Here is a 19790-nt window from a genome sequence, read left to right on the forward strand (position 1 = left end):
GTGGAAATAGTTTCAAAGTTGAGCTAGATTTTCGGCGTTATCCCGCGCTGACGCGATTCTAGGAGACGTGCACCATGTATAAATTTGAAGTCTACAAGGACAAGGCCGGCGAGTTTCGCTTCCGCTTCAAGGCCTCGAACGGCGAAACCATGTTCGGTTCGGAAGGCTATAAGGCGAAGGCCTCGGCCCTGCATGCTATCGAATCGATCAAGGCTCACGTTGGCGGCGCCGTCATCGACGACCAGACCACCGCCACCGCATAATTTTCGCGTCACGCACTTGCTGCAAAGCCATTAACAGCCGGCTGCCCTTTGGGCATGCCGGTCGTTTTGATTTTTCTGCGGCGAATTTCAAGAAATCTTTTCGCGAGTGTCGAATTCACTCAGGCCTGCGGCTCATTATGTCGAAGCGGCAGGAAGCCGTTTTGCCAGCGGTGTTGTATATTCCGGCATTCAGCTTTCGGGGTACGCCGTCCGGCCATCGTCAAAACTGCAAATGGGAGACCCATCTCATGCAATATGCTTTGATCATCCGTGAATCAGCCGAGGATTTTGGGCGTCGCGCCGATCCGACCTATAAGAACGGCTGGATCGCCTACACCCAGGCGCTTGTCCAGGCCGGCATCATGACGGGAGGCGCGGGATTGACGGCGCCGGAGACGGCAACGGTTGTCCGTCGCCAGGGCGAGGACCATGAAGTAAAGGACGGTCCCTTCCCTGAAGGTAAGGAGCAGCTTGGCGGCTTCTACCTGATCGATGTGCCGGATCTCGATGCCGCGCTGGAATGGGCGCTGCGCGTACCGATCTCCCAGCAAGGTTCGGTCGAGATACGACCGCGATTGCAGATGTAGCCATCATGGAGTTGGATGCCGGACGCGCCGCCGAGCAAACGGCGCGTCAATCCTATGGCAAGCTGATCGCCTTTCTCGCCGCGCGCTTCCGCGACGTGCCGGCGGCCGAGGATGCTTTGTCGGATGCGATCGCGGCAGCGTTGAGCACCTGGCCGGAACGCGGCATTCCCGACAATCCGGAGGCCTGGCTGCTGGTTGCAGCCAAGCGTAACCTCCTTCGCCGTGTCAGGCACGAGAACGTCAGGGCCGGAGCGCGCGACAGGATCATAATGGCCTTCGAAGAAGCGGAAGAACGCATGAATGCCGACAATTCCACCTTTCCGGATGAGCGCCTGAAGCTCCTTTTCGTCTGCGCCCATCCGGCTCTGGATCGCTCGGCTCACACCCCGCTGATGCTGCAATCCGTGCTCGCCGTCGATGCAGCAACCATAGCCAAGGCCTTCCTCGTTTCGCCGCAAGCCATGAGCCAGCGGCTGGTACGGGCAAAAATCAAGATCCGCGACGCACATATTCCCTTCATCGCTCCGGAGCGGTCCGCACTGCCGGACCGATTGGAAAGCGTGCTCTCGGCGATATATGCCGCCTATGGCCTCGGCTGGGACGGTGTCGACGGAGAGATCGGCAAGCAAAGATCTTTAGCGGATGAAGCCATCTGGCTCGGCCGCACGCTGCTTGCGACCCTGCCCGAGGAACCGGAGGCGGCAGGCTTGTTGTCGCTGATGCTCTACAGCCAATCCCGTCGTGAAGCGCGACGCAACGCGAATGGACGATATGTCCCTCTCGACCAGCAGGACATGGCCCTTTGGGACGTCGAAATGATCGCGGAAGCCGACAATCTGTTACAAAAGGCGGGTGCATTCGGGCGCTTCGGCCCCTTCCAGTGTCAGGCTGCGATCCAGTCCGTGCATGCCGACCGGCGACGTTCGGGCATCACTGACTGGGCAGCTCTGGCCAAGCTTTATCAGGCGCTCGTTATGATGAAACCGACCGTCGGCGCCCGCGTCAGCTATGCCGCGGTGACGGGCAAAGTGGAAGGTCCCGCTGCGGGGTTGGCTCTCCTTGACCGGATAGCCGAACGCGAAATCGTCAACTATCAGCCCTATTGGGCCGTGCGCGCCCATCTCCTGGCCGAAGCCGGAGATACGGAAAGCGCCTCCAATGCCTATCGGATCGCGATCGGCCTCAGTGACAGCGAAGCCCTGCGGCAATTCCTGCAGGCACGCCTCGATGGCATCGCATCGCCGGAGCGATGATCGATTACTTCTCCGTCAGTTTCAGTTCGATGCGGCGGTTGGTGGCGCGAGCATCCGGCGTATCGCCCGGTGCAATCGGCTGGAATTCGCCGAAGCCGGCAGCGACGAGCCTGTCGGCGGGCACACCCTGCGAGATCAGAAACTTGACGACTGCGATAGCGCGCGCCGATGACAGCGCCCAGTTGTCCGGATAGCGGCCATTGCCCGAAAGCGGCACATTATCGGTGTGGCCATCGACGCGCAGTACCCAATTGATCTCGGGCGGAATTTCCTTGGAAAGGTCGATGAGAGCTGTGGCAAGCTTGGTCATCTCCGCCTGGCCCGCCGGATTGAGATCGGCAGCGCCGGACGGGAAAAGCACCTCGGACTGGAACACGAAGCGGTCGCCGACGATGCGGATATTATCCCGATCCGAAAGGATTTCGCGCAAGCGGCCGAAGAAGTCGGAACGATACCGGTTCAGTTCCTGTACGCGCTGTGCCAGCGCCACGTTCAGCCGCCGGCCGAGATCGGCAATCTTCACCTGCGATGACTGATCCTTGGCTTCTGATGCCTGAAGGGCAGCTTCGATAGCGGCGATCTGGTTGCGCAGGGCGGCAATCTGCTGATTGAGGAGATCGACCTGGCTCATCGCCCGTGCGCTCACCTGCTTCTGATCGTCAAGCTCCTGCGAAAGCGATCCAGCCCGCTTTTCCGCAGCCTGGCTGCTGCCGGAGCCTGCTGCGAGAAGGTCTTGCAGCCGCGAGCGCTCAGTCTCCGCCGAGGATAGCGATGCCTGAAGATTGGCGACAGCATCCTCCAGATCCTGTTTGCCGCTTTTTTCCAGTGCCAGCTGCTGCACCAGATCGTTGATGCGGCTGTTGAGGCGATTGAGCACTTCGTCGCGCCCGGAAATTTCGCGGCTGAGGATGAATTGGCCAACGACGAATACCGTCAGCAGGAACATGATCGCCATGAGCAGCGTGGACAGCGCATCGACGAAGCCGGGCCAATAGTCGACGCTTCTCTGGTGGCGTCGGTTGCGGGCGAGCGCCATGGCTTACTTGCTCCCGGTCTTCTCGGTATGGCTGATCCGGTCGGCGAGGCGGTCGAGCGTGCGGCGCATCGATTTCGCCTCTTCCTGCTGGGCCTCGATCCAGTCGCGCAGCATCTGCTGCTCGTTACGCATGTTCTTGACTAGGCCCTGAATGCCTTCGGCGAGGTTCGCCATCGCGGTCACCGAGCGTTGACCACCGCCCTCCTCGGCGATCTTGCGCAGATAGTCGGAAAGCGCACGCACATCCTCCGAGGAGGCGCCGGCGGCATTTTCGATGACCGGCGTGATATCGGAACCGACATCCGTGACCGAGGAAAGCCAGTTCTCGAGCTCGGTGTAGAAACGGTTCTGAGCACGGCCAGCCTGGAGATCGAGGAAGCCGAGGATCAGCGAGCCGGAAAGGCCGAGCAGCGAGGAGGAGAAGGCTGTGCCCATACCCACAAGCGGGCCGGAAAGACCCGATTTCAAGGCGCTCAGAATGTCACCTGAGTCGCCGGTGCCCGCGTCGAGGCCCTGGATGACGTCATTGATCGAGCCGATCGTGCCGATCAGACCCCAGAATGTGCCGAGCAGACCGAGAAAGACAAGGAGGCCGATAAGATAGCGTGAGGTGTCCCGCGATTCGTCGAGGCGTGTGGCGATCGAGTCGAGGATCGAGCGCAGCGTCGCCGTGGAAAGCTGCATCGCGCGGCGATTGCCGAGCAGCGCCCGCATCGGCGCCAGCAGCCGCGGATTGCGACCGACCTTGTCCGCATTGCCGACTGCGCGGAAGTGATTGAACCAGCGAACCTCGGGTCTCAGCATCAGCACATGGTTGAATACCAGCAGAATGCCGACGACCAGCACACCGACGATCAGGCCATTGAGGCCGGGATTGTGCAGGAACGCAACCTGGGCCTGACGGAAAAGGATAGCCACGATAAAGCCGACGATGACGAGGAAAAGCACCATCGTCCAGAAAAAGGCCATCGGGCTCGAGAGCTTATAGGCGTAGCTGCCCGACACATTGTCGGTCGATCCCAGATCCGCCAATTTCACATTTTCCATTGCACGCTCCGCCACCGCATTTTCCGCAGGCGAGACTAGAGCAACATTGTGCCGAATTGAAGAGACGGAAAGCACAAAACAGCCCGTTGGCAACAGACCGTTTTATCCCTCGAAAAGGCGAATGGGGGAATGACTTATTTCGTCGGGACCGGCCGCTTGACAACTTCGGCGAGCGCCTTCTGTATATGCTCGTTGCCGCAAATGATCGATTTCGTTGCGAACATCTCGGTACCGCCATGGAAATCCGATACGAAGCCGCCGGCTTCGCGGATCAGCAGAATGCCGGCTGCGATATCCCAGGAAGACAGGCCGGTTTCCCAGAAGCCGTCGAAGCGACCCGCGGCCACATAGGCAAGATCGAGCGATGCGGAACCGAGACGGCGAACACCGGCGACCTCGCCCATGACATGGCGCAGCTCGACGAGGAACTTGCCGTGATTGCCGCGGCCAAGATGCGGAACGCCGCAGCCGATGACGCTGTCCGACAGTACGCGGCGCGAAGCCACGCGCAGGCGGCGGTCATTGAGGAATGCGCCACCACCGCGCTCGGTCGTATAGAGTTCGTCGGTGGCCGGATTGAAGATGACGCCGGCAACGATCTCGTCGTTGCGCTCAAGCGCGATCGAGACCGCAAACAGCGGAATGCCGTGCAGGAAATTGGTGGTACCGTCGAGCGGATCGACGATCCAGCGATGGGCGCCATCCGTGCCCTTGACCTCTTCGCCTTCCTCGCCGAGGAAACCGTAGGTCGGGCGGGCCTTCAACAGCTCGTCGCGGATGATCTTCTGCGCCTTCAGGTCCGCCTGGCTGACGAAATCGCCCGGTCCCTTCACCGACACCTGCAGGTTCTGCACTTCGCCGAAATCGCGGCTGAGCGACTTGCCTGCCTTGAGGGCAGCCTGAACCATGACATTGAGAAGAGCAGAACGGGCCATCGGGGTTCCTTGGATAATGCAGAAAGCGCTGACCGGGCCCGAAAGCAGGCACCGACGGAGCAGGAGCGTCAGCGGAAATAAAGATTGGCGGCCTCAAGACCATAAAATCGCGGGAATTTCAAGTGGTGAGGCTGTGGCAGACGCAAACTGACCTCAGATCAGCTCCGCCAAGGCTCAATCCGACACCTTTATTATCGCGCGCGCCGATACTTGTTGGCTGCGTCGATGGCCGCCTTCTGCTGGTAGTCCTCGATCCCTTGATAGAAATCCTCAAGCTCGGGGTCTTTCAGGCCGGCACGACGCGAAATGACATACCAGGTGGCTGCAGCCACCGGATCCTGCTTCGTGCCGATGGCGTTGATATAAAGATGCGCCAATTTGTTTTGCGCGACGACGTTGCCGCGATAGGCTGCGACCCGCATCCAGTTAAAGCCGTTTTCGAGGTCCTGCGCGCCGCCGGTGCCGTTGATCAGCCAGATGCCCATGTCGAGCTGTGCAGTATCGAAGCCTGCATTGGCTGCACGCGACAGCCACTCTCGTGCGCGCGCCTTCTTTTCCGGCGGCAGATCGGGAAGGTTCAGATAGAGCTGCGAAACGGCATACTGCGCGTCGGCAATGCCCTGCTGCGCAGACTTTTCATAATAGGGAAGCGCCATCTGCAGACCCTTCGGGCCTGGATTTTCGGCCGTCAGCATCTGGGCGACATTGAATTCCGCCGAAGGCTGACCCGCATCGGCCGCCTTCTTCATCCATTCATCGGCCTTCTTCTGATCGCGGGGCACTTCGCGGCCCTCCATCAGGATCAGCGCGTATTTGAACATCGCCGTGGGATCACCGCCCTCGGCCGCCTTGCTGTACCAGAAGGCGGCGTCCTTCGTATCGCGCTTCACGCCCAGGCCCTGTGCCATCAGCTCCGCGATCAAGGTCTGTGCGGCCGGATCGCCGAGCTGCGCCCGCGGCAATGCTTTCTGAAAAGCGGTCAGGTAATAGCCGCGTTGGAAGGCACCATAGGCATCATCCACCTTGCCGGTGAAAGGCTTTTCCGGCGGCAGGTCCGGCAAATTTGCCCCCATGCGCTCGAAAACGCCAACGCCCTGGGATGGCTTGATGTCGCTATCGGCTTTCGGCTCTGCGCCCGGCTGAATCTTTTCAGTCTTGAAAGTGCCGGCATCGGCGCCCAGGGGCCGGGTCATGACATTATCGTTGTGCTGCGGTGCATCCGGCACGGTTGTGTCGTCATCGGATTGCGCATTGTCTTCCGGTCGCGCGCCCTTCTCCGCCGGCTGCGAAACACCCGGCAGGGACGTATTGTCATTGCCGGATTGCGCCGCGGCCAGCAACGGGAATGCTGCAAGCCCGGCTGCCAGCACGGCAAGGAAGGATCGATGGCGGAATCGAGGCGCTGACGACATGAATCGCTATCAATCCTCAAACCGTGGCGCTTTTTCGTCCAGAAGCGCATTCACTTCCGCAACGATGGACGGGGCGGCGGCGGGATCGGCAAAGACCGCCTTGTGCAGCGCCACGAACTCGGCGCCGGTGAGCGCCACCTCCAGCGCCGACTTCGGATCGGTGCCGCCCATGACGATACAGGGGATTTCGATCATCGAAGCCCACCATTCGCCGAGCGCCAGATTTTTTGGATGCGCCTCGGGCTTGATGTCGCCATCGAGCTTGCCGAAGAAGATATAGTCCGGCCTGAGTTCGCCGACCTCCAGTGCGCTGTGCCTATCGGCTGCGCTGCCGCCACCGACGATCAGCTTCGGCACGAATTTTTCGACGGCTTCCGTAAGCTCGGTAATATTGCCGGCAATGTGCAGCCCGTCGGCCTTGGCACGCCCTGCCACGCGGCTGTCACCGGCGACGAGCGCTGCCGCACCTGCGGCCTGAATGACCGGCACGAGCTTTTCGGCATGTTTCTGGAAGGTACCGTCATCAAGACCATATTGAGGAATGATCACCGAAGCGACGTCCCCACCCCTCAGGGCATCGGCCACTGCCGTCGCCCGCTGCTCGATATCGGCAATGTCGGGAACGATGAGTACGAGGCGGCAACGATCTTCGGGCACGGTCATGCGAGCTTCCATGGTTTCGGCCTCCATCGTCAGCGATGGCGCACCGGTTCGATAATCGTGAGTAAATCCGTTAGCTCTCTCTGACAAGGGGCAGCTGCCGAAACGGGCACTTCGCGATGAAGGACATCGGGCACGCCACCTCCGCGAGCGGCCATTCGCACAATATATCATGCAGCGCACAATTAACTTGCCGCCCTTTGGTGTTTGACGTAGCTTTCCGCCATGTCGACCATGGACCCTTTCGCAGCCATCGCGGACCCGAACCGGCGTCATCTGCTGGAGGAATTGCGCCGCGCACCCAAGACGGTCAACGAACTGGCGCAGGGCCTGCCAATCAGCCGCCCAGCCGTCTCGCAGCATCTCAAGGCGCTGCTCGACAGCAACCTCGTTTCCGTCACCAATGAAGGCACGAAGCGCATTTATGCGGTCAACAGCCGCGGTTTCGACAAGCTGAATCTATGGCTGGATCAATTCTGGTCCTGAAACGGCTTTTCCGCTTTCATCATACTTGGAAATTTGCGGAATTTGGCAGCTGATAGCGTCCGCTATGACGACGCGCAAAGCGGCTCTTCGAGTTGAGTCCGCGATCGAAACGACATGACCTCCGGATGAGCGAGTGCCGCGACCACAACGAGCCGAGAGTCGCCAACGACGGCATTTGTTGCATAAGATGGGGAAATTGCGCCAACCCCTACCTTCGACACTACGAAGCTGGCGCATCCGTTTTTGACGGAAATGCTCATCGATCCTGACTGGGAATTTGCCTCAAGACCTTTCGATCTGCCTCTTTTGCCCCAAGATCGATGGCTTTTTTGAACTTTGGAACGTTGCCTCAGTGAACGGAGGAACGCAGACGCTGGATTTCGTCCTTGACGCGCAGTTTCCTGCGTTTGATGTCGGCTATTTCCGTATCATTGCTAGAGGGAGATGAGATTGCCGCATGCAGCGCCTCCTCGAGCGCGACATGTTTCTTTTCGAGCGATTCAAGATGTGCTTGAACAGTCATATGACCCTTCCTTCCTCTGAAGAGCCCTGACCATCCATTCGCCAAGGCTCTAGGTGTCAACCCTCTCACTGTGCCATAAGATGGAGCCTTTGTCGAAGGCGAAAACGTGGCCTATAGGCGGCAAATTCGTGAAGAAGGATAACTTCCCGTTATCGCCATTTGGTGATAGGAGCTTGCGGAATTCAGGAGGCGGAACGAATGCGATTCCGCGATATGCTGGGGAAATGAACATGGCCGATCAGGAACAGGCGGAAATCAGGCTGATCGTGGCGCGGCTGCGCCAGGAACACGAGGATTATGATGCCGCAATCAATGCCATGATCGAGACGGGCTGCGATGCCCTTCGTATCCAGCGCATGAAAAAGAAGAAGCTCGTCATCAAGGACAAGCTGACTAAGCTGGAAGACCAGATCATCCCCGACATCATCGCCTGAGGAGCACAACGCAACGATGCTGACCGAAAGACCGCCTGTCGCCATCATCATGGGAAGCCAGTCTGACTGGGAGACCATGAAGAATGCTGCGGACACCCTGGAAGCGCTTGAGATTACCTATGATGCGCGCATCATTTCCGCGCATCGTACGCCGGACAGGCTGGTGAGCTTCGCCAAGGGCGCGAGGGATGAGGGTTTCAAGGTCATTATCGCGGGCGCCGGCGGCGCGGCGCATCTGCCGGGCATGGCGGCTTCTATGACGCCTCTTCCGGTCTTCGGCGTGCCGGTTCAGTCACGCGCGCTCTCCGGTCAGGACAGCCTTCTTTCGATCGTGCAGATGCCGGCCGGCATTCCCGTCGGCACGCTCGCGATCGGAAAGGCCGGCGCGGTCAATGCCGCCCTTCTTGCTGCCGCCGTCCTGGCGCTCGGCGACGAAGAGATTGCCGACCGGCTCGACGAATGGCGCGCGCGCCAGAGCGCAGCCGTTGCCGAATATCCGATGGACGACCTATGAACGCGAAGACGATTGGTATCATCGGCGGCGGCCAGCTCGGCCGCATGCTGGCCATGGCGGCTGCGCGCCTGAATTTTCGCACCGTCATCCTCGAGCCCCAGGCCGATTGTCCGGCGGCCCATGTTGCCAACGAACAGATCACAGCCGCCTATGACGATGCGGCCGCCCTTGCCGAGCTGGCGAAGCGCTGCGATGTCGTGACCTATGAGTTCGAAAACGTGCCCGTAACCGCCGCCGAGGATCTTGCCTTGCAGGTAACGGTCTATCCGCCGCCCAAGGCGCTTGAAATGGCGCAGGACCGGCTGACCGAAAAGAGCTTCATCAACGGCTGCGGCATTCCGACGGCCCGCTTCCATGCCGTCGACAGCCAGGACGACCTCGAAAAGGCGCTAGCGGATTTCGGCGGTCAGGGCGTGCTGAAGACGCGCCGCCTCGGCTATGACGGCAAAGGCCAGCGCGTCTATCGCTCCGCCGCCGACAGCCCCGAAGGCGGCTATGCGGCCTTGGGCAGCGTTCCGTTGATTCTGGAGAGCTTCGTATCCTTCGAGCGCGAGGTTTCCATCATCGCCGCCCGCGGCAGCGACGGAAAAGTCGCCTGCTACGATCCGGCAGAGAACGTCCATCGCAACGGCATTCTCCACACCTCCACGCTGCCGGCGAGCATTTCGCAAGAGACGGCGAATGCCGCTCGCGATGCTGCGGAGAAGATATTGACGGCGCTCGGCTATGTCGGCGTCATCGGCATCGAGTTCTTCGTGCTTGCCGATGGCAGTCTGATCGCCAATGAAATGGCGCCGCGCGTCCACAATTCCGGTCATTGGACGGAGGCCGCCTGCGTCATATCGCAATTCGAGCAGCATATCCGCGCCGTCGCCGGCCTGCCGCTCGGAAATCCTCAGCGCCACTCGGACTGCGTCATGACGAATCTGATCGGCGACGACATCCTGGCACTGCCGGAATGGCTGCGCCTTGACGACACGCTAGTGCATCTCTATGGCAAGACCGAAGCCCGGCCGGGCCGCAAGATGGGGCACGTTACACAGCTTCTGCGCTGAGATCAGCGGGAAAAAGCCCTGACATGGTTGACAGCGCACGGCCGACAGGGTATTTGCTCCCCACCCTAAAGAGCGCGCCCTGAGCGCGCTTTTGATTGTTAAAGACCCGGGCGAATGTGACATTCCCCCTCAGAGATCGCGGATCAGAAAAATGAAGATCAAGAATTCGCTCAAGTCGCTCAAGGCGCGCCACCGTGACAACCGTCTCGTCCGCCGCAAGGGCCGTATCTACATCATCAACAAGCTGAACCCACGCTACAAGGCTCGTCAGGGCTGATACAGCGCGCGGCTCCGATCCCACGGATCGGGCCTCAGTTTTAGTTGATCGCATCAAATTTGTTTTGATCTTCGACATTGGCGGGCTACTATGCCCGCCATGCGCGTTTTTGCTTTGTCATATCTAGCCCTGCCGATTCTGTTTGCTCTGACTGCCTCTGCATCCCATGCGGCGCAGGCTGATGAACCAAACCCTGTGGAAAAGCAGAATCAGGGCAATTCCTCCGGCACCCTGTCGCCTAAGCAGCAGCTCGACAATCTGTTCACGACGCTGAAGCGGCAGCGCGATCCCGACCAGGCAAGCTTGATTGCGGACCAGATCAATGCCCAGTTCGCCGATTCCGGCAGCGCCACTATCAATCTCCTGATGCAATGGGCCGACAAGGCCATTCAGGACAAGCGCAATGCCGCCGCGATGGATTATCTCGATCAGGTGATCTCGCTGAAGCCCGACTATGTCGAAGGCTGGAACCGCCGCGCCACGCTCAATTTCGCGATCGGCGACTATCGCAAGTCGATGGAAGACATCAATCAGGTGCTGCGCATCGAGCCGCGCCATTTCGGAGCGCTGGCCGGTATGGCGGCGATGCTGACCGAACGCGGCAACGATGCTCTCGCCCTCAAGGCCTGGCAGCGCTTTCTCGAAGTCTATCCTGCGAATCGATCAGCCCAGGAGGAAGCGGACAAGCTCTCGGAAAAGATCGCCGGCAGCCGCACCTGATTTTCCGCCGCGGTTTCCCGGCGGAAATCGCATTTGGAGGGATGAAAAGCCGCCATATCACGCTAGATTAGCGTCTCAAGATATTTGATCCGTGCCGCAATGATCGATTCTTTCCTCGTCGCCATTGTCTTGCTTCTTATCGCCGCCGCGGGCTTTTCCGCCTACAAGACCCGCGCCATCGAGCAGGCCTATCCCAATATTGGCGAACTTACCGATATTGGCGGCTACCGCCTCAACGCGGTCCATTTGCCGCGCCCGTCAACGGCTGATCTGCCGGCTCTGGTCTTTATCCATGGGGCCAGCGGCAATCTGCGCGACCAGTTCGAGGCCTTTGCGGCACCTTTATCTGGCCGCGCCGAAATGCTGTTCGTCGACCGCCCCGGTCACGGCTATTCCGAACGCGGGCCGGCCGAAAACGCGGTGCCCTCGGGCCAAGCCGATGCGATCGCGAAGCTGATGGACAAGCGCGGCATCAAGAGTGCCATCATCGTCGGTCACTCCTTCGGTGGTGCGATCGCAGCCGCCTTCGGCATGCGGCACCCCGAAAAGACGGAGGGGCTGCTCTTTCTCGCGCCGGCGACTCACCCCTGGCCTGGTGGCGTCGACTGGTATTATACACTTGCCGCCACGCCCGTTTTCGGCTGGCTCTTCACTCAGCTTTTCGTCATTCCGATCGGCTTGCGCCGAGTCGAAAATGGCACGCTCAGCATCTTTCGCCCTAACGAACGGCCGGCGGATTATATAATCAAGACGGCGCCGGAACTGGTGCTACGGCCGCAGACCTTCCGCAACAATGCGATCGATGTGGTCAATCTCTTTGCCTATGTCTCTGCCCATTCCCCGCGCTATAGCGAGATCAAAGCACCCACGGTCATCATCACCGGCGACAGCGACGATATCGTGCTCGAAGAATTGCATTCGCGTGGACTTGCCCGGGATATCGCGGGCGCCGAACTCGTCACCATCCGCAATCTCGGCCACAAGCCAGATTATGTCACGACGGATGTCGCAATCGCCGCCATGGAACGGCTGGCAGGCCAGCCGCGTGACCTGTATGAGCTGGCTGCACAGGCGGAAATCCGCATCAGCGACCTCGGCAGCGAACTTTCCACGCGACAGCCCTCTTCTCAGGCCATGACGACATCCTGACCAGACGCATCCTCGAATATGCGGCTCTGCGGCACCGCCTCGATGGTCTGCCGCACCGCCTGCAGCATGATCGATGCCAAGCGCTCCGTCGCCGGGCTCCCCTCCGCCTCGGCACGATGGAGCACGAGATCGAGCGTCGGCAAAGCCGGCAAGCCCACCTCTCCCGGCGTCAATTGCCGTACCTTTGGCGGCAGCCCGAGCGGCGTGCGCAGTGTCAGGCCAAGACCTGCCGCCGTTGCTGCCCAAAGGCCCCCGAGACTCGGGCTGACGAAAGATATCCGCCAGCCGACGCCGGCGCGATCGAGCGTCTTTGTGGCGATGTTGCGCAGCAAACAAGGCGCCTCAAGCGAGGCGAGCGGCATGGCTTCGCCGCCATCGGCGTGCCACTGCATGTCGCCACTGGCCGGGCCGACCCAGCAGAGCGGGACTTCAGCTATACGGTCCGTATAAGCCGTGCGGAAACCGTCGCTCCAGGCAAGCGCCAGATCGAGCTTGCCTGACGTCACCCGCTCCACAAGTTCCGCGTTGCGCACGACACGCGCCTCGATACGCACCTTGGGATGTGCACGGGCGAAGCGGCCCAATACGTCCGGCAGCAGCGTCTCGCCGAAATCCTCTTGCAGCCCCAGGCGCACCCAGCCTTCAAGCTCGGTCCCATGTAGTGCCGTGGCCGCCTCGTCGTTCAGATCCAGCAGCCGCCGTGCATAGCCAAGCATCGTCTCGCCAGCCTCCGTCAGCGCCAGTCCCCGGCCCGCCTTGCGGAAGATCGGCGTGCCCGCCTGCTCCTCCAGCTTTTTCAGCTGGGCACTGATCGCCGAGGTGGAACGCCCGAGCCGGTCTGCCGCCTTGGCATAGCTGCCGAGATCCATACCAGTGACGAAGCTGCGCAGCACATCGAGATCGAAGATGATCTTTCGCACGGATAATCATCCATATTTTTGGGACTATATATCCAGAATTATCTGATTTTCAGGATGATTATCGACTGACATTCTATGCTCGTCAAGTGACACGGAAACAGGAGCAATCCCATGCCATTCACCCGCATCACCCTTCTGCGCGGCAAGTCGCCGGAATATCTCAAGGCACTTTCGGATAATTTCCACCGCGCTCTGGTCGAAGCCTTCGAGGTGCCGCCGACCGATCGCTTCCAGTCTATTCATCAGCTGGAGCCGCATGAGCTCATCTTCGATCGCACCTATTTTGCCAGCACTCCGCGTTCGGACAATTACGTCTTCTTCGACGTCACCATCGGCAAGCCGCGCAGCACCGAGGTCAAGCAAGCCTTCTATCGCCGTGTCGCCGAGCTGCTTGCCGATGCACCAGGCATTCGCCCCGAGGACATCATGATCACCATCACGACTGCGACGCGCGAGGATTGGTCCTTCTCCGATGGTCGCGCGCAAATGATCGAACAGGTCTGAGAGCCATGCCGCAGACCACATCGACCCAATCCCCGACCATACATCGCGCCGGCACGAATATGCGCGCATCGCCCGAGGGCATCGCCACGGCCTCCTTCCTGGTGGAGTCGCTCGTGGAGAATGCCGAAAACGGCGGTCTCACCGCCATGCGCTGCGCACTCGAACCCGGCGTCATGACGCGCTGGCATACGCATCCGCATGGACAGATCCTCTATGTTCTGTCCGGCGTCGGACTTGCCGAACGCTTTGGCGGCACGGCCGAGGAACTGCGCGCCGGCGACTGCATCAGCTTCGCGCCGAACGAACGCCATCGGCACGGTGCAGCGCCGGAAAATGCCTTCTCCTATATCAGCATCCAGGCGGCGCAAGATGGAAGCGCTGTAACCTGGCTGGAGGAATGACCGATGATCGCCATGCAATATAACTTCCCCCTACCCGCGGATTACGACATGGCGATCATCGATCGCCGTATCCGTGAAAAAGGTCCCCTGCTCGACAATCTCCCGGGCCTGAAGTTCAAGGCCTACCTGACGGCGAGAAAGGGCGATGCCGTCACAGGGAGCCGACAGAACTTCTACTCGCCCTTCTATGTCTGGCAGCAGGAAGAAGGACTGAGCGACTTCGTCTCTGGCCCAGGCTTCTCAGCCCTGACCGAGAACTTCGGCCGCCCTCAGGTCGATACCTGGATCGCATGGCACACCGAGACATCTGCGGATATTCGCAGCGCCAAGTTCGCAACGCGCGAGGTGGTCGCGATTGACGCCGAAACATCGCTTGCCGAACTCCGCGCAAACGAGACTGAGGCTGCGGCGCAGGCCCTATCGAACGGCGAAGCACTCGCCTCGCTCGTCGCCTTCGAACCGACGCACTGGACATTGGTGCGCTTCCGTCTGCTGGCCGAGCCGCCGAAAGACCCGGGTCTATCCGGGGTCCAAGCCTACAATGTCGGACATCTTTCGCTGCCCGGCGTCGCCTGAAGTGTCATGGAGACAATCTCCTTGTTTTAAAGGAAAGGCCGGAGCTTTATGGAGGGAAAGTCTTTCTGAATCCGAAGAGTGATCCCTCCATGGTCGATATCGCAATGATCGAAGCCGCCCGCACTCGCCTCGGCGGTCGGGCGCGCCGCACTCCGCTGCTCTCCTCGCCCTTTCTCGATGAGATCGCCGGCCGACGCCTGTTCGTGAAGGCCGAATGCCTGCAGCATTCCGGTTCCTTCAAGTTCCGCGGCGGCTGGTCGGCTGTTTCGGCGCTGGAGCCGACCGTGCGCGCCAGAGGCGTCATCGCGTTTTCCTCTGGCAACCACGCGCAGGGTGTGGCGCTGGCCGCAAAGCTGCACGGCATCCCCTCGGTCATCATCATGCCGACGGACGCGCCGAAGCTGAAGATCGACAACACCCGCGCCTTCGGCGCGGAGGTCGTGCTCTATGACCGCATCAAGGAAGATCGCGACGAGATCAGTGCCCGTATTTCCAAGGAGCGAGGCCTGACGCTCATCAAGCCCTTCGATGAGCCGCAAGTCATCGCCGGCCAGGGAACGACGGGGCTGGAGATCGCAGAGCAGGCTGCCGAAGAAGGCATCGAAACTGCCGATGTGCTGGTCCCCTGCGGTGGCGGTGGCCTGACCTCGGGAATCGCACTGGCGCTCGAATCCCGCGCTCCGGGCCTGAAGGCGCGCCCATGCGAGCCCGAAAATTTCGATGATACCACCCGTTCACTCGCCTCGGGCAAGATCGAGCGCAACGCCGCGCTGCAAGGCTCGATCTGCGACGCCATCATCACGCCGCAGCCGGGCAACATCACCTTCCCGATCCTGAAGCGCCTTTGCGGCCCCGGCCTCGTCGTGACGGATGAAGAGGCGCAAAAGGCCATGGCCCTCGCCTTCACCCGCCTGAAGATCGTCGTGGAACCAGGCGGCGCCGTCGCGCTTGCAGCAGCGCTTTTCCACGGCAAGGGCATCGACGGTGATACGGTGATCGCCGTCACTTCAGGCGGCAATGTCGACCAGGACGTCTTCGAGGCGGCGCTGAGCCGCCACTAAACCCTAGTTCACGGTGCGGCGATAGAGCGCCAGCGAACCGGCAAGAGCCAAAAGCGCGCCGCCACAGGCGCGCTCGAGCCATTTCGCCCCTTCCGACTTCAGGACGCGGACGGCATGAGAGCCGAACACCGCATAGCCGAGCATGATCATGAAATCGAGCGCGGCGAAGATCGCGCCGAGCACGATATATTGCTGCATCTGCGGCGCCGAAGGGTCGATGAACTGCGGCAGGAACGCCGAGAAGAAGAGATAGCCCTTCGGATTGGTCACGGCGACCAGGAAGCTCTTCAGCCCAATGGAGAAAGCGGTTCCCTTCGATTGGCTCGCGCTCGCCTGCAATGCGCCGTCGATGCTCCCCTTCGAGCGCAGCATCATGATACCGAGAAAGGCGAGATAGGCCGCACCCACCCATTTCAGAGCCGAAAACCAGAATTCGGAGGCAGCCAGCAAGGCGCCGAGGCCGATGGCGACGGCGCTGATTAGCACCGCGTCGGAAAGAACGGCTCCCACCATGCCGGGCAAGGCGCGCCTGATGCCGAAGCGCGAACCATTGGTCAGCGCCAGAAGCACAGTCGGCCCCGGCGTCGCGATACCGATGAAGGAAACAGTGGCGAAGGCGAGCAGCGTGGTCAGATGCATGGGAGTCTCTCCTCTGGAAGAGGGGAAAGTTGCATGTGGTGCCGTGCTTAGCAAGAGGGCGTAAGAGAGGCTTCGGTATGCCGAACCTCGGGCGGCCCCCTTCTGTCCCTATCGGGACATCTCCCCCACAAGGGGGAAGATTGGTAACTCGTGGTCCCGGCGCACCTCAAGCGAATATTGGAGGTGCAGAAACCACAGTTCACCGGTTTGAAAGGAACGGGCGACAACTCCCAACGATCTCCCCCTTGTGGGGGAGATGTCATGGAAGTGACAGAGGGGGCACGCACCCACCACAAACTCGATCAGCTGTGGGTAAATCTTCCAACCCTCGAACTACCCCACCAAACCCGCATCTTTCGCCGCCAGCGCGCCAATCGCCGACCAGTCCAGTTCCTCTCCGCCATGCGCCAGCAGGTTGAGGAACCGATCACGCAGCAGGCTCGCCAGCGGCAGCGGCACGTTCAGCGCCTCACCGGCAGCCAAAGCCAGCCGAATATCCTTTTGACCGAGCGGCGCGGTGAAACCGGCCGGCTTGAACTTGCGGTCCGCAATTAGCCCGCCATACGTCTTGTAGACAGGCGCGTTGAACAGCGTCGAGGTCAAGAGATCGAGATAGGCGTGCCTGTCGACACCGCCCTTTTCGACCAACGCCATAGCCTCGCCCAGCGACTCGATGACCGAAGCGATGAGGAAATTGCCGCTGAGCTTGACGAGATTGGCCGCCTTCGGCTCCTCGCCGAGGACGAAGGTGCGCTGACCGATGGCGTCGAAAAGCGGCGTGACCGTTTGAATCGCATCAGGCGCACCCGCAGCGGCAACGAAGAGCTTTGCCGCAGCCGCCGCTTCCGGGCGGCCGAAGACGGGCGCTGCCACGAAGTGCTGACCTGCCGCGACATGTTCCCTCGTCAGCCTTTCCGACATGGCGACGCTGATCGTGCTGGCGGAAATATGAACTGCACCCTTGCCAAGACTTGCCAGAGCGCCGCCATCGCCATGGACGACCGCCGACAGCGCATCGTCATGCGCAAGCATGGTGAAGACAGCCTCGCCGCCGCACGCTTCCGCCACGGTCGCCGCAACCTTGGCGCCCTCGCCGGCCAGAGCCTCGGCCTTGTCGCGTGAGCGATTGTAGACGGTCACTTCATGCCCGGCCTTGATGAGATTGATGGCCATGGCGCTGCCCATCTGGCCCAATCCGATAAATCCGACTTTCATTGACATATCTCCTTCTTCATCCGCCTGCCTGGGATTGCAGGCGCTTCGGCTTCAAGAAAAAACCCGCCGTCTTTCGACAGCGGGTTTCGGATGTTTGAGGTGCTGCCGCAATCGGATGTCGGCAATCACACGCCCGACTGGCCGTCCGAACCGATATAGGCAATGCGCAACATGTTAGTGGCGCCCGGCGTGCCGAGCGGCACACCGGCCGAAATGATGATGCGGTCGCCCGGCTTGCCGAAGCCTTCCTCGGCGACGATACGGCAGGCATTGTTGACCATGTCGTCGAGGTCGGTCGCATCGTGCGTGACGACACAATGCATACCCCAGACGACGGACAGGCGGCGTGCCGTCTGGATGATCGGCGACAGCGCCAGGATCGGAACCTGCGGACGCTCGCGCGAGGCGCGCAGGCCGGTGGTGCCGGAGGACGTGTAGCAGACGATGGCGGCAAGCTTCAGCGTCTCGGCGATCTGGCGGGCAGCGAGCGAGATCGCGTCGGCGCCAGTTGCTTCGGGTAGAGCGCGCTGAGCATAGATGATGCCCGGATAATGTGGCTCGCGCTCGATGGTGCCGGCAATCGACGCCATCATGGAAACGGCTTCGACCGGATAGTCGCCGGACGCGGATTCTGCAGAGAGCATAACGGCATCGGCGCCTTCGAAGACGGCGGTCGCGACGTCGGAAACTTCGGCGCGGGTTGGGACCGGCGCGGAGATCATCGATTCCAGCATCTGCGTGGCGACGACCACCGGCTTGCCGGAGCGGCGGCAGGCGCGGATCAGCTGCTTCTGGATACCCGGAACGGCTTCCAGCGGCATTTCAACGCCGAGGTCGCCACGAGCCACCATCAGTGCGTCGGAAAGCTCGATGATTTCCTCGATGCGCTCGACAGCCTGCGGCTTCTCGATCTTCGACATCAGCCCAACGCGGCCGTGCGAGATCTTGCGAACTTCCGTCAGGTCTTCCGGGCGCTGGATGAAGGAGAGCGCGACCCAGTCGACTTCATTGGTGGCGAGAACGGCGTCGAGATCGGCGCGGTCCTTGTCGGTCAGCGCGCCGACGCCGAGCAGCGTATCGGGCAGGCTGACGCCCTTGCGGTCGGAAATCTTGGTGCCCGAAATGACAGTCGTGACGATGCTCTTGCCGTCGCACTTTTCGGCACGCAGTGCCAGCTTGCCATCATCGATCAGTAGGCGGTGGCCGGGCTGAACCGATTCCAGGATTTCCGGATGCGGCAGGTAGACACGCGTGTTGTCGCCTGGGATATCCTGATTGTCGAGCGTGAAAGTTTGACCCGGCTTGAGATCGACCTTGGTGTCCGCAAACTTGCCAACGCGCAGCTTGGGACCCTGCAAGTCAGCGAGAATGCCGATCGGCCGACCACAGCGAGCTTCGACGGCGCGAATGCGCTGGATCAGCGTGCGCATCACATCATGGCTGGCGTGGCTCATGTTGATGCGGAACAGGTCCGCGCCGGCCTCGTGAAGCTTCTGGATCATTTCCTCCGAAGAGGAGGCCGGACCGAGCGTTGCGAGGATTTTGACTTTTCGGTTTCGTCTCATCAATTCTGGCTTTCTTGGCTGCCCGAGGGCTCGGAAAGCTGAACCATCCAGCTCGCCTGGCGCCCGGTGTCGTATTCCTTGAATCCCATCTTCTGATAGCCACGCGCGTAGCAATCCTTGACGCCTGGGATTTTGAATTCATTTTCCGCCACGCACATTTCGACGTCACCCGTCCAGCGGCCGCCGCGGGCCGCATCTTCTGCGTAGAGATAATAATAGCGGGATTGAAGCGGCCCCTCGATCAAAGTCGCGCAGGTATTGGCCGGAATTTGCCACCAACCCTCCGTCACCCACCCGTCCTTGGCGCGATAGCCGATCGCAACGCCGACAAGGTTCTGCGTACCGTTGCACGTTCGGAAATCGGCATAAGCCGCATTCGGCATGAAGAAGAACGGCGCTGCCGCAGCGAGAATGAGAAAGGCGATTCGGGCGAGCGGGCCTGACCGCTTAACGAAACGTGGCGCGACTTGGCTGGACACGGCTTCCAATTGGCTCCCGGTTATTCGTTGTTGCGTCTTCTTGCGCCGCCATCCCATGAATGTCAACGCAACTCTAATC

Annotated in this window: 25 protein-coding genes; 14 read left to right on the top strand and 11 right to left on the bottom strand. The window is 60.8% G+C overall.

Annotated elements, in window-relative coordinates:
- The first annotated feature begins 74 nt into the window (after positions 1 to 74).
- The 3 genes from FHX05_RS06950 to FHX05_RS06960 all read left to right on the top strand — a co-directional run bounded on the left by FHX05_RS06950 (position 75) and on the right by FHX05_RS06960 (position 2103).
- A complete protein-coding gene (locus FHX05_RS06950) occupies positions 75 to 263 on the top strand; it encodes a YegP family protein (RefSeq protein WP_015341032.1) in 189 nt (62 codons plus the stop codon).
- A gap of 248 nt (positions 264 to 511) precedes the next feature.
- A complete protein-coding gene (locus tag FHX05_RS06955; RefSeq protein WP_112335089.1) occupies positions 512 to 850 on the top strand; it encodes a YciI family protein in 339 nt (112 codons plus the stop codon).
- Positions 851 to 855: 5 nt separating this feature from the next.
- Positions 856 to 2103 (top strand): DUF6596 domain-containing protein, encoded by a 1248-nt coding sequence (locus FHX05_RS06960; RefSeq protein WP_183871067.1) that lies wholly within the window; start codon positions 856 to 858, stop codon positions 2101 to 2103.
- Positions 2104 to 2107: 4 nt separating this feature from the next.
- Here FHX05_RS06960 and FHX05_RS06965 read toward each other — a convergent pair whose 3' ends face one another.
- The 5 genes from FHX05_RS06965 to FHX05_RS06985 all read right to left on the bottom strand — a co-directional run bounded on the left by FHX05_RS06965 (position 2108) and on the right by FHX05_RS06985 (position 7196).
- Positions 2108 to 3139, bottom strand: coding sequence for a peptidoglycan -binding protein (locus tag FHX05_RS06965; RefSeq protein WP_112335091.1), 1032 nt, complete (start codon positions 3137 to 3139; stop codon positions 2108 to 2110).
- A 3-nt stretch (positions 3140 to 3142) separates the two neighbouring features.
- The gene (locus FHX05_RS06970) at positions 3143 to 4186 is read right to left on the bottom strand and encodes a hypothetical protein (protein ID WP_041677656.1); all 1044 of its coding nucleotides are present in this window, start codon (positions 4184 to 4186) and stop codon (positions 3143 to 3145) included.
- Positions 4187 to 4320: 134 nt separating this feature from the next.
- Complete coding sequence (locus tag FHX05_RS06975) at positions 4321 to 5121, bottom strand: inositol monophosphatase family protein (protein WP_015341037.1); 801 nt, start codon at positions 5119 to 5121, stop codon at positions 4321 to 4323.
- 191 nt (positions 5122 to 5312) lie between these two features.
- Positions 5313 to 6533, bottom strand: a complete 1221-nt coding sequence (locus FHX05_RS06980; protein WP_183871068.1) for a tetratricopeptide repeat protein — start codon at positions 6531 to 6533, stop codon at positions 5313 to 5315.
- A 9-nt stretch (positions 6534 to 6542) separates the two neighbouring features.
- On the bottom strand, positions 6543 to 7196 hold the full coding sequence (locus tag FHX05_RS06985) for a thiamine phosphate synthase (protein ID WP_112335297.1): 654 nt from the start codon (positions 7194 to 7196) through the stop codon (positions 6543 to 6545).
- Positions 7197 to 7418: 222 nt separating this feature from the next.
- On the opposite strand from FHX05_RS06985, the gene FHX05_RS06990 reads away from it, so the two are divergent.
- Positions 7419 to 7679: a metalloregulator ArsR/SmtB family transcription factor gene (locus FHX05_RS06990; protein ID WP_015341040.1), complete on the top strand. Its 261-nt coding sequence runs from the start codon at positions 7419 to 7421 to the stop codon at positions 7677 to 7679.
- 349 nt (positions 7680 to 8028) lie between these two features.
- Here FHX05_RS06990 and FHX05_RS06995 read toward each other — a convergent pair whose 3' ends face one another.
- Positions 8029 to 8202: a DUF465 domain-containing protein gene (locus FHX05_RS06995; protein WP_015341041.1), complete on the bottom strand. Its 174-nt coding sequence runs from the start codon at positions 8200 to 8202 to the stop codon at positions 8029 to 8031.
- 230 nt (positions 8203 to 8432) lie between these two features.
- Here FHX05_RS06995 and FHX05_RS07000 point away from each other — a divergent pair, with 230 nt between their 5' ends.
- The 6 genes from FHX05_RS07000 (at position 8433) to FHX05_RS07025 (ending at position 12351) form a co-directional block, all read left to right on the top strand.
- Positions 8433 to 8636 carry a DUF465 domain-containing protein gene (locus FHX05_RS07000; protein ID WP_015341042.1) on the top strand — a complete coding sequence of 68 codons (204 nt, stop codon included), beginning with the start codon at positions 8433 to 8435 and terminating at the stop codon, positions 8634 to 8636.
- A 16-nt stretch (positions 8637 to 8652) separates the two neighbouring features.
- A complete protein-coding gene (purE, locus tag FHX05_RS07005; RefSeq protein WP_015341043.1) occupies positions 8653 to 9150 on the top strand; it encodes a 5-(carboxyamino)imidazole ribonucleotide mutase in 498 nt (165 codons plus the stop codon).
- Positions 9147 to 10205, top strand: coding sequence for a 5-(carboxyamino)imidazole ribonucleotide synthase (locus FHX05_RS07010; RefSeq protein ID WP_112609542.1), 1059 nt, complete (start codon positions 9147 to 9149; stop codon positions 10203 to 10205). Before purE ends, FHX05_RS07010 begins: the two co-directional genes overlap by 4 nt.
- 151 nt (positions 10206 to 10356) lie before the next feature.
- A complete protein-coding gene (ykgO, locus tag FHX05_RS07015; RefSeq protein ID WP_003582204.1) occupies positions 10357 to 10482 on the top strand; it encodes a type B 50S ribosomal protein L36 in 126 nt (41 codons plus the stop codon).
- Positions 10483 to 10572: 90 nt separating this feature from the next.
- Complete coding sequence (locus tag FHX05_RS07020) at positions 10573 to 11202, top strand: hypothetical protein (RefSeq protein WP_183871069.1); 630 nt, start codon at positions 10573 to 10575, stop codon at positions 11200 to 11202.
- A 99-nt stretch (positions 11203 to 11301) separates the two neighbouring features.
- Complete coding sequence (locus FHX05_RS07025) at positions 11302 to 12351, top strand: alpha/beta hydrolase (protein ID WP_183871070.1); 1050 nt, start codon at positions 11302 to 11304, stop codon at positions 12349 to 12351.
- On the opposite strand, the gene FHX05_RS07030 is transcribed toward FHX05_RS07025, so the two are convergent.
- A complete protein-coding gene (locus tag FHX05_RS07030; protein WP_112609548.1) occupies positions 12330 to 13271 on the bottom strand; it encodes a LysR substrate-binding domain-containing protein in 942 nt (313 codons plus the stop codon). The two genes, FHX05_RS07025 and FHX05_RS07030, sit on opposite strands and share 22 nt — an antisense overlap.
- A 111-nt stretch (positions 13272 to 13382) precedes the next feature.
- On the opposite strand from FHX05_RS07030, the gene FHX05_RS07035 reads away from it, so the two are divergent.
- From FHX05_RS07035 to FHX05_RS07050, 4 genes are all read left to right on the top strand, one after another.
- Positions 13383 to 13775 (top strand): tautomerase family protein, encoded by a 393-nt coding sequence (locus FHX05_RS07035; RefSeq protein WP_183871071.1) that lies wholly within the window; start codon positions 13383 to 13385, stop codon positions 13773 to 13775.
- 5 nt (positions 13776 to 13780) lie between these two features.
- Positions 13781 to 14176: a cupin domain-containing protein gene (locus FHX05_RS07040; RefSeq protein ID WP_183871072.1), complete on the top strand. Its 396-nt coding sequence runs from the start codon at positions 13781 to 13783 to the stop codon at positions 14174 to 14176.
- A gap of 3 nt (positions 14177 to 14179) precedes the next feature.
- The gene (locus FHX05_RS07045) at positions 14180 to 14752 is read left to right on the top strand and encodes a DUF4865 family protein (RefSeq protein WP_183871073.1); all 573 of its coding nucleotides are present in this window, start codon (positions 14180 to 14182) and stop codon (positions 14750 to 14752) included.
- Between the two features lie 89 nt (positions 14753 to 14841).
- Positions 14842 to 15813, top strand: a complete 972-nt coding sequence (locus tag FHX05_RS07050; RefSeq protein WP_183871074.1) for a threonine/serine dehydratase — start codon at positions 14842 to 14844, stop codon at positions 15811 to 15813.
- Positions 15814 to 15816: 3 nt separating this feature from the next.
- On the opposite strand, the gene FHX05_RS07055 is transcribed toward FHX05_RS07050, so the two are convergent.
- The 4 genes from FHX05_RS07055 to FHX05_RS07070 form a co-directional block, all read right to left on the bottom strand.
- Positions 15817 to 16452: a LysE family translocator gene (locus FHX05_RS07055; protein ID WP_183714617.1), complete on the bottom strand. Its 636-nt coding sequence runs from the start codon at positions 16450 to 16452 to the stop codon at positions 15817 to 15819.
- Positions 16453 to 16785: 333 nt separating this feature from the next.
- Entirely contained in the window at positions 16786 to 17667 is an 882-nt protein-coding gene (locus tag FHX05_RS07060) for an NAD(P)-dependent oxidoreductase (protein WP_183871075.1), read from the bottom strand.
- A gap of 125 nt (positions 17668 to 17792) precedes the next feature.
- The gene (gene pyk, locus FHX05_RS07065; protein WP_015341054.1) at positions 17793 to 19232 is read right to left on the bottom strand and encodes a pyruvate kinase; all 1440 of its coding nucleotides are present in this window, start codon (positions 19230 to 19232) and stop codon (positions 17793 to 17795) included.
- Positions 19232 to 19720, bottom strand: a complete 489-nt coding sequence (locus tag FHX05_RS07070) for a DUF1036 domain-containing protein (RefSeq protein WP_183871076.1) — start codon at positions 19718 to 19720, stop codon at positions 19232 to 19234. Before FHX05_RS07070 ends, pyk begins: the two co-directional genes overlap by 1 nt.
- Positions 19721 to 19790 lie beyond the last annotated feature (70 nt).

Source organism: Rhizobium sp. BK491 (assembly GCF_014194925.1).
In the GTDB taxonomy this organism is placed as follows: domain Bacteria; phylum Pseudomonadota; class Alphaproteobacteria; order Rhizobiales; family Rhizobiaceae; genus Rhizobium.

What these genes read in the sequence shown, in the direction of transcription:
- FHX05_RS06950 (WP_015341032.1), top strand. Translation starts at nt 75, where the DNA reads ATGTATAAATTTGAAGTCTACAAGGACAAGGCCGGCGAGTTTCGCTTC.
- FHX05_RS06955 (WP_112335089.1), top strand. Translation starts at nt 512, where the DNA reads ATGCAATATGCTTTGATCATCCGTGAATCAGCCGAGGATTTTGGGCGT.
- FHX05_RS06960 (WP_183871067.1), top strand. Translation starts at nt 856, where the DNA reads ATGGAGTTGGATGCCGGACGCGCCGCCGAGCAAACGGCGCGTCAATCC.
- FHX05_RS06965 (WP_112335091.1), bottom strand. Translation starts at nt 3,139, where the DNA reads ATGGCGCTCGCCCGCAACCGACGCCACCAGAGAAGCGTCGACTATTGG.
- FHX05_RS06970 (WP_041677656.1), bottom strand. Translation starts at nt 4,186, where the DNA reads ATGGAAAATGTGAAATTGGCGGATCTGGGATCGACCGACAATGTGTCG.
- FHX05_RS06975 (WP_015341037.1), bottom strand. Translation starts at nt 5,121, where the DNA reads ATGGCCCGTTCTGCTCTTCTCAATGTCATGGTTCAGGCTGCCCTCAAG.
- FHX05_RS06980 (WP_183871068.1), bottom strand. Translation starts at nt 6,533, where the DNA reads ATGTCGTCAGCGCCTCGATTCCGCCATCGATCCTTCCTTGCCGTGCTG.
- FHX05_RS06985 (WP_112335297.1), bottom strand. Translation starts at nt 7,196, where the DNA reads ATGACCGTGCCCGAAGATCGTTGCCGCCTCGTACTCATCGTTCCCGAC.
- FHX05_RS06990 (WP_015341040.1), top strand. Translation starts at nt 7,419, where the DNA reads ATGTCGACCATGGACCCTTTCGCAGCCATCGCGGACCCGAACCGGCGT.
- FHX05_RS06995 (WP_015341041.1), bottom strand. Translation starts at nt 8,202, where the DNA reads ATGACTGTTCAAGCACATCTTGAATCGCTCGAAAAGAAACATGTCGCG.
- FHX05_RS07000 (WP_015341042.1), top strand. Translation starts at nt 8,433, where the DNA reads ATGGCCGATCAGGAACAGGCGGAAATCAGGCTGATCGTGGCGCGGCTG.
- purE (WP_015341043.1), top strand. Translation starts at nt 8,653, where the DNA reads ATGCTGACCGAAAGACCGCCTGTCGCCATCATCATGGGAAGCCAGTCT.
- FHX05_RS07010 (WP_112609542.1), top strand. Translation starts at nt 9,147, where the DNA reads ATGAACGCGAAGACGATTGGTATCATCGGCGGCGGCCAGCTCGGCCGC.
- ykgO (WP_003582204.1), top strand. Translation starts at nt 10,357, where the DNA reads ATGAAGATCAAGAATTCGCTCAAGTCGCTCAAGGCGCGCCACCGTGAC.
- FHX05_RS07020 (WP_183871069.1), top strand. Translation starts at nt 10,573, where the DNA reads ATGCCCGCCATGCGCGTTTTTGCTTTGTCATATCTAGCCCTGCCGATT.
- FHX05_RS07025 (WP_183871070.1), top strand. Translation starts at nt 11,302, where the DNA reads ATGATCGATTCTTTCCTCGTCGCCATTGTCTTGCTTCTTATCGCCGCC.
- FHX05_RS07035 (WP_183871071.1), top strand. Translation starts at nt 13,383, where the DNA reads ATGCCATTCACCCGCATCACCCTTCTGCGCGGCAAGTCGCCGGAATAT.
- FHX05_RS07040 (WP_183871072.1), top strand. Translation starts at nt 13,781, where the DNA reads ATGCCGCAGACCACATCGACCCAATCCCCGACCATACATCGCGCCGGC.
- FHX05_RS07045 (WP_183871073.1), top strand. Translation starts at nt 14,180, where the DNA reads ATGATCGCCATGCAATATAACTTCCCCCTACCCGCGGATTACGACATG.
- FHX05_RS07050 (WP_183871074.1), top strand. Translation starts at nt 14,842, where the DNA reads ATGGTCGATATCGCAATGATCGAAGCCGCCCGCACTCGCCTCGGCGGT.
- FHX05_RS07055 (WP_183714617.1), bottom strand. Translation starts at nt 16,452, where the DNA reads ATGCATCTGACCACGCTGCTCGCCTTCGCCACTGTTTCCTTCATCGGT.
- FHX05_RS07060 (WP_183871075.1), bottom strand. Translation starts at nt 17,667, where the DNA reads ATGAAAGTCGGATTTATCGGATTGGGCCAGATGGGCAGCGCCATGGCC.
- pyk (WP_015341054.1), bottom strand. Translation starts at nt 19,232, where the DNA reads ATGAGACGAAACCGAAAAGTCAAAATCCTCGCAACGCTCGGTCCGGCC.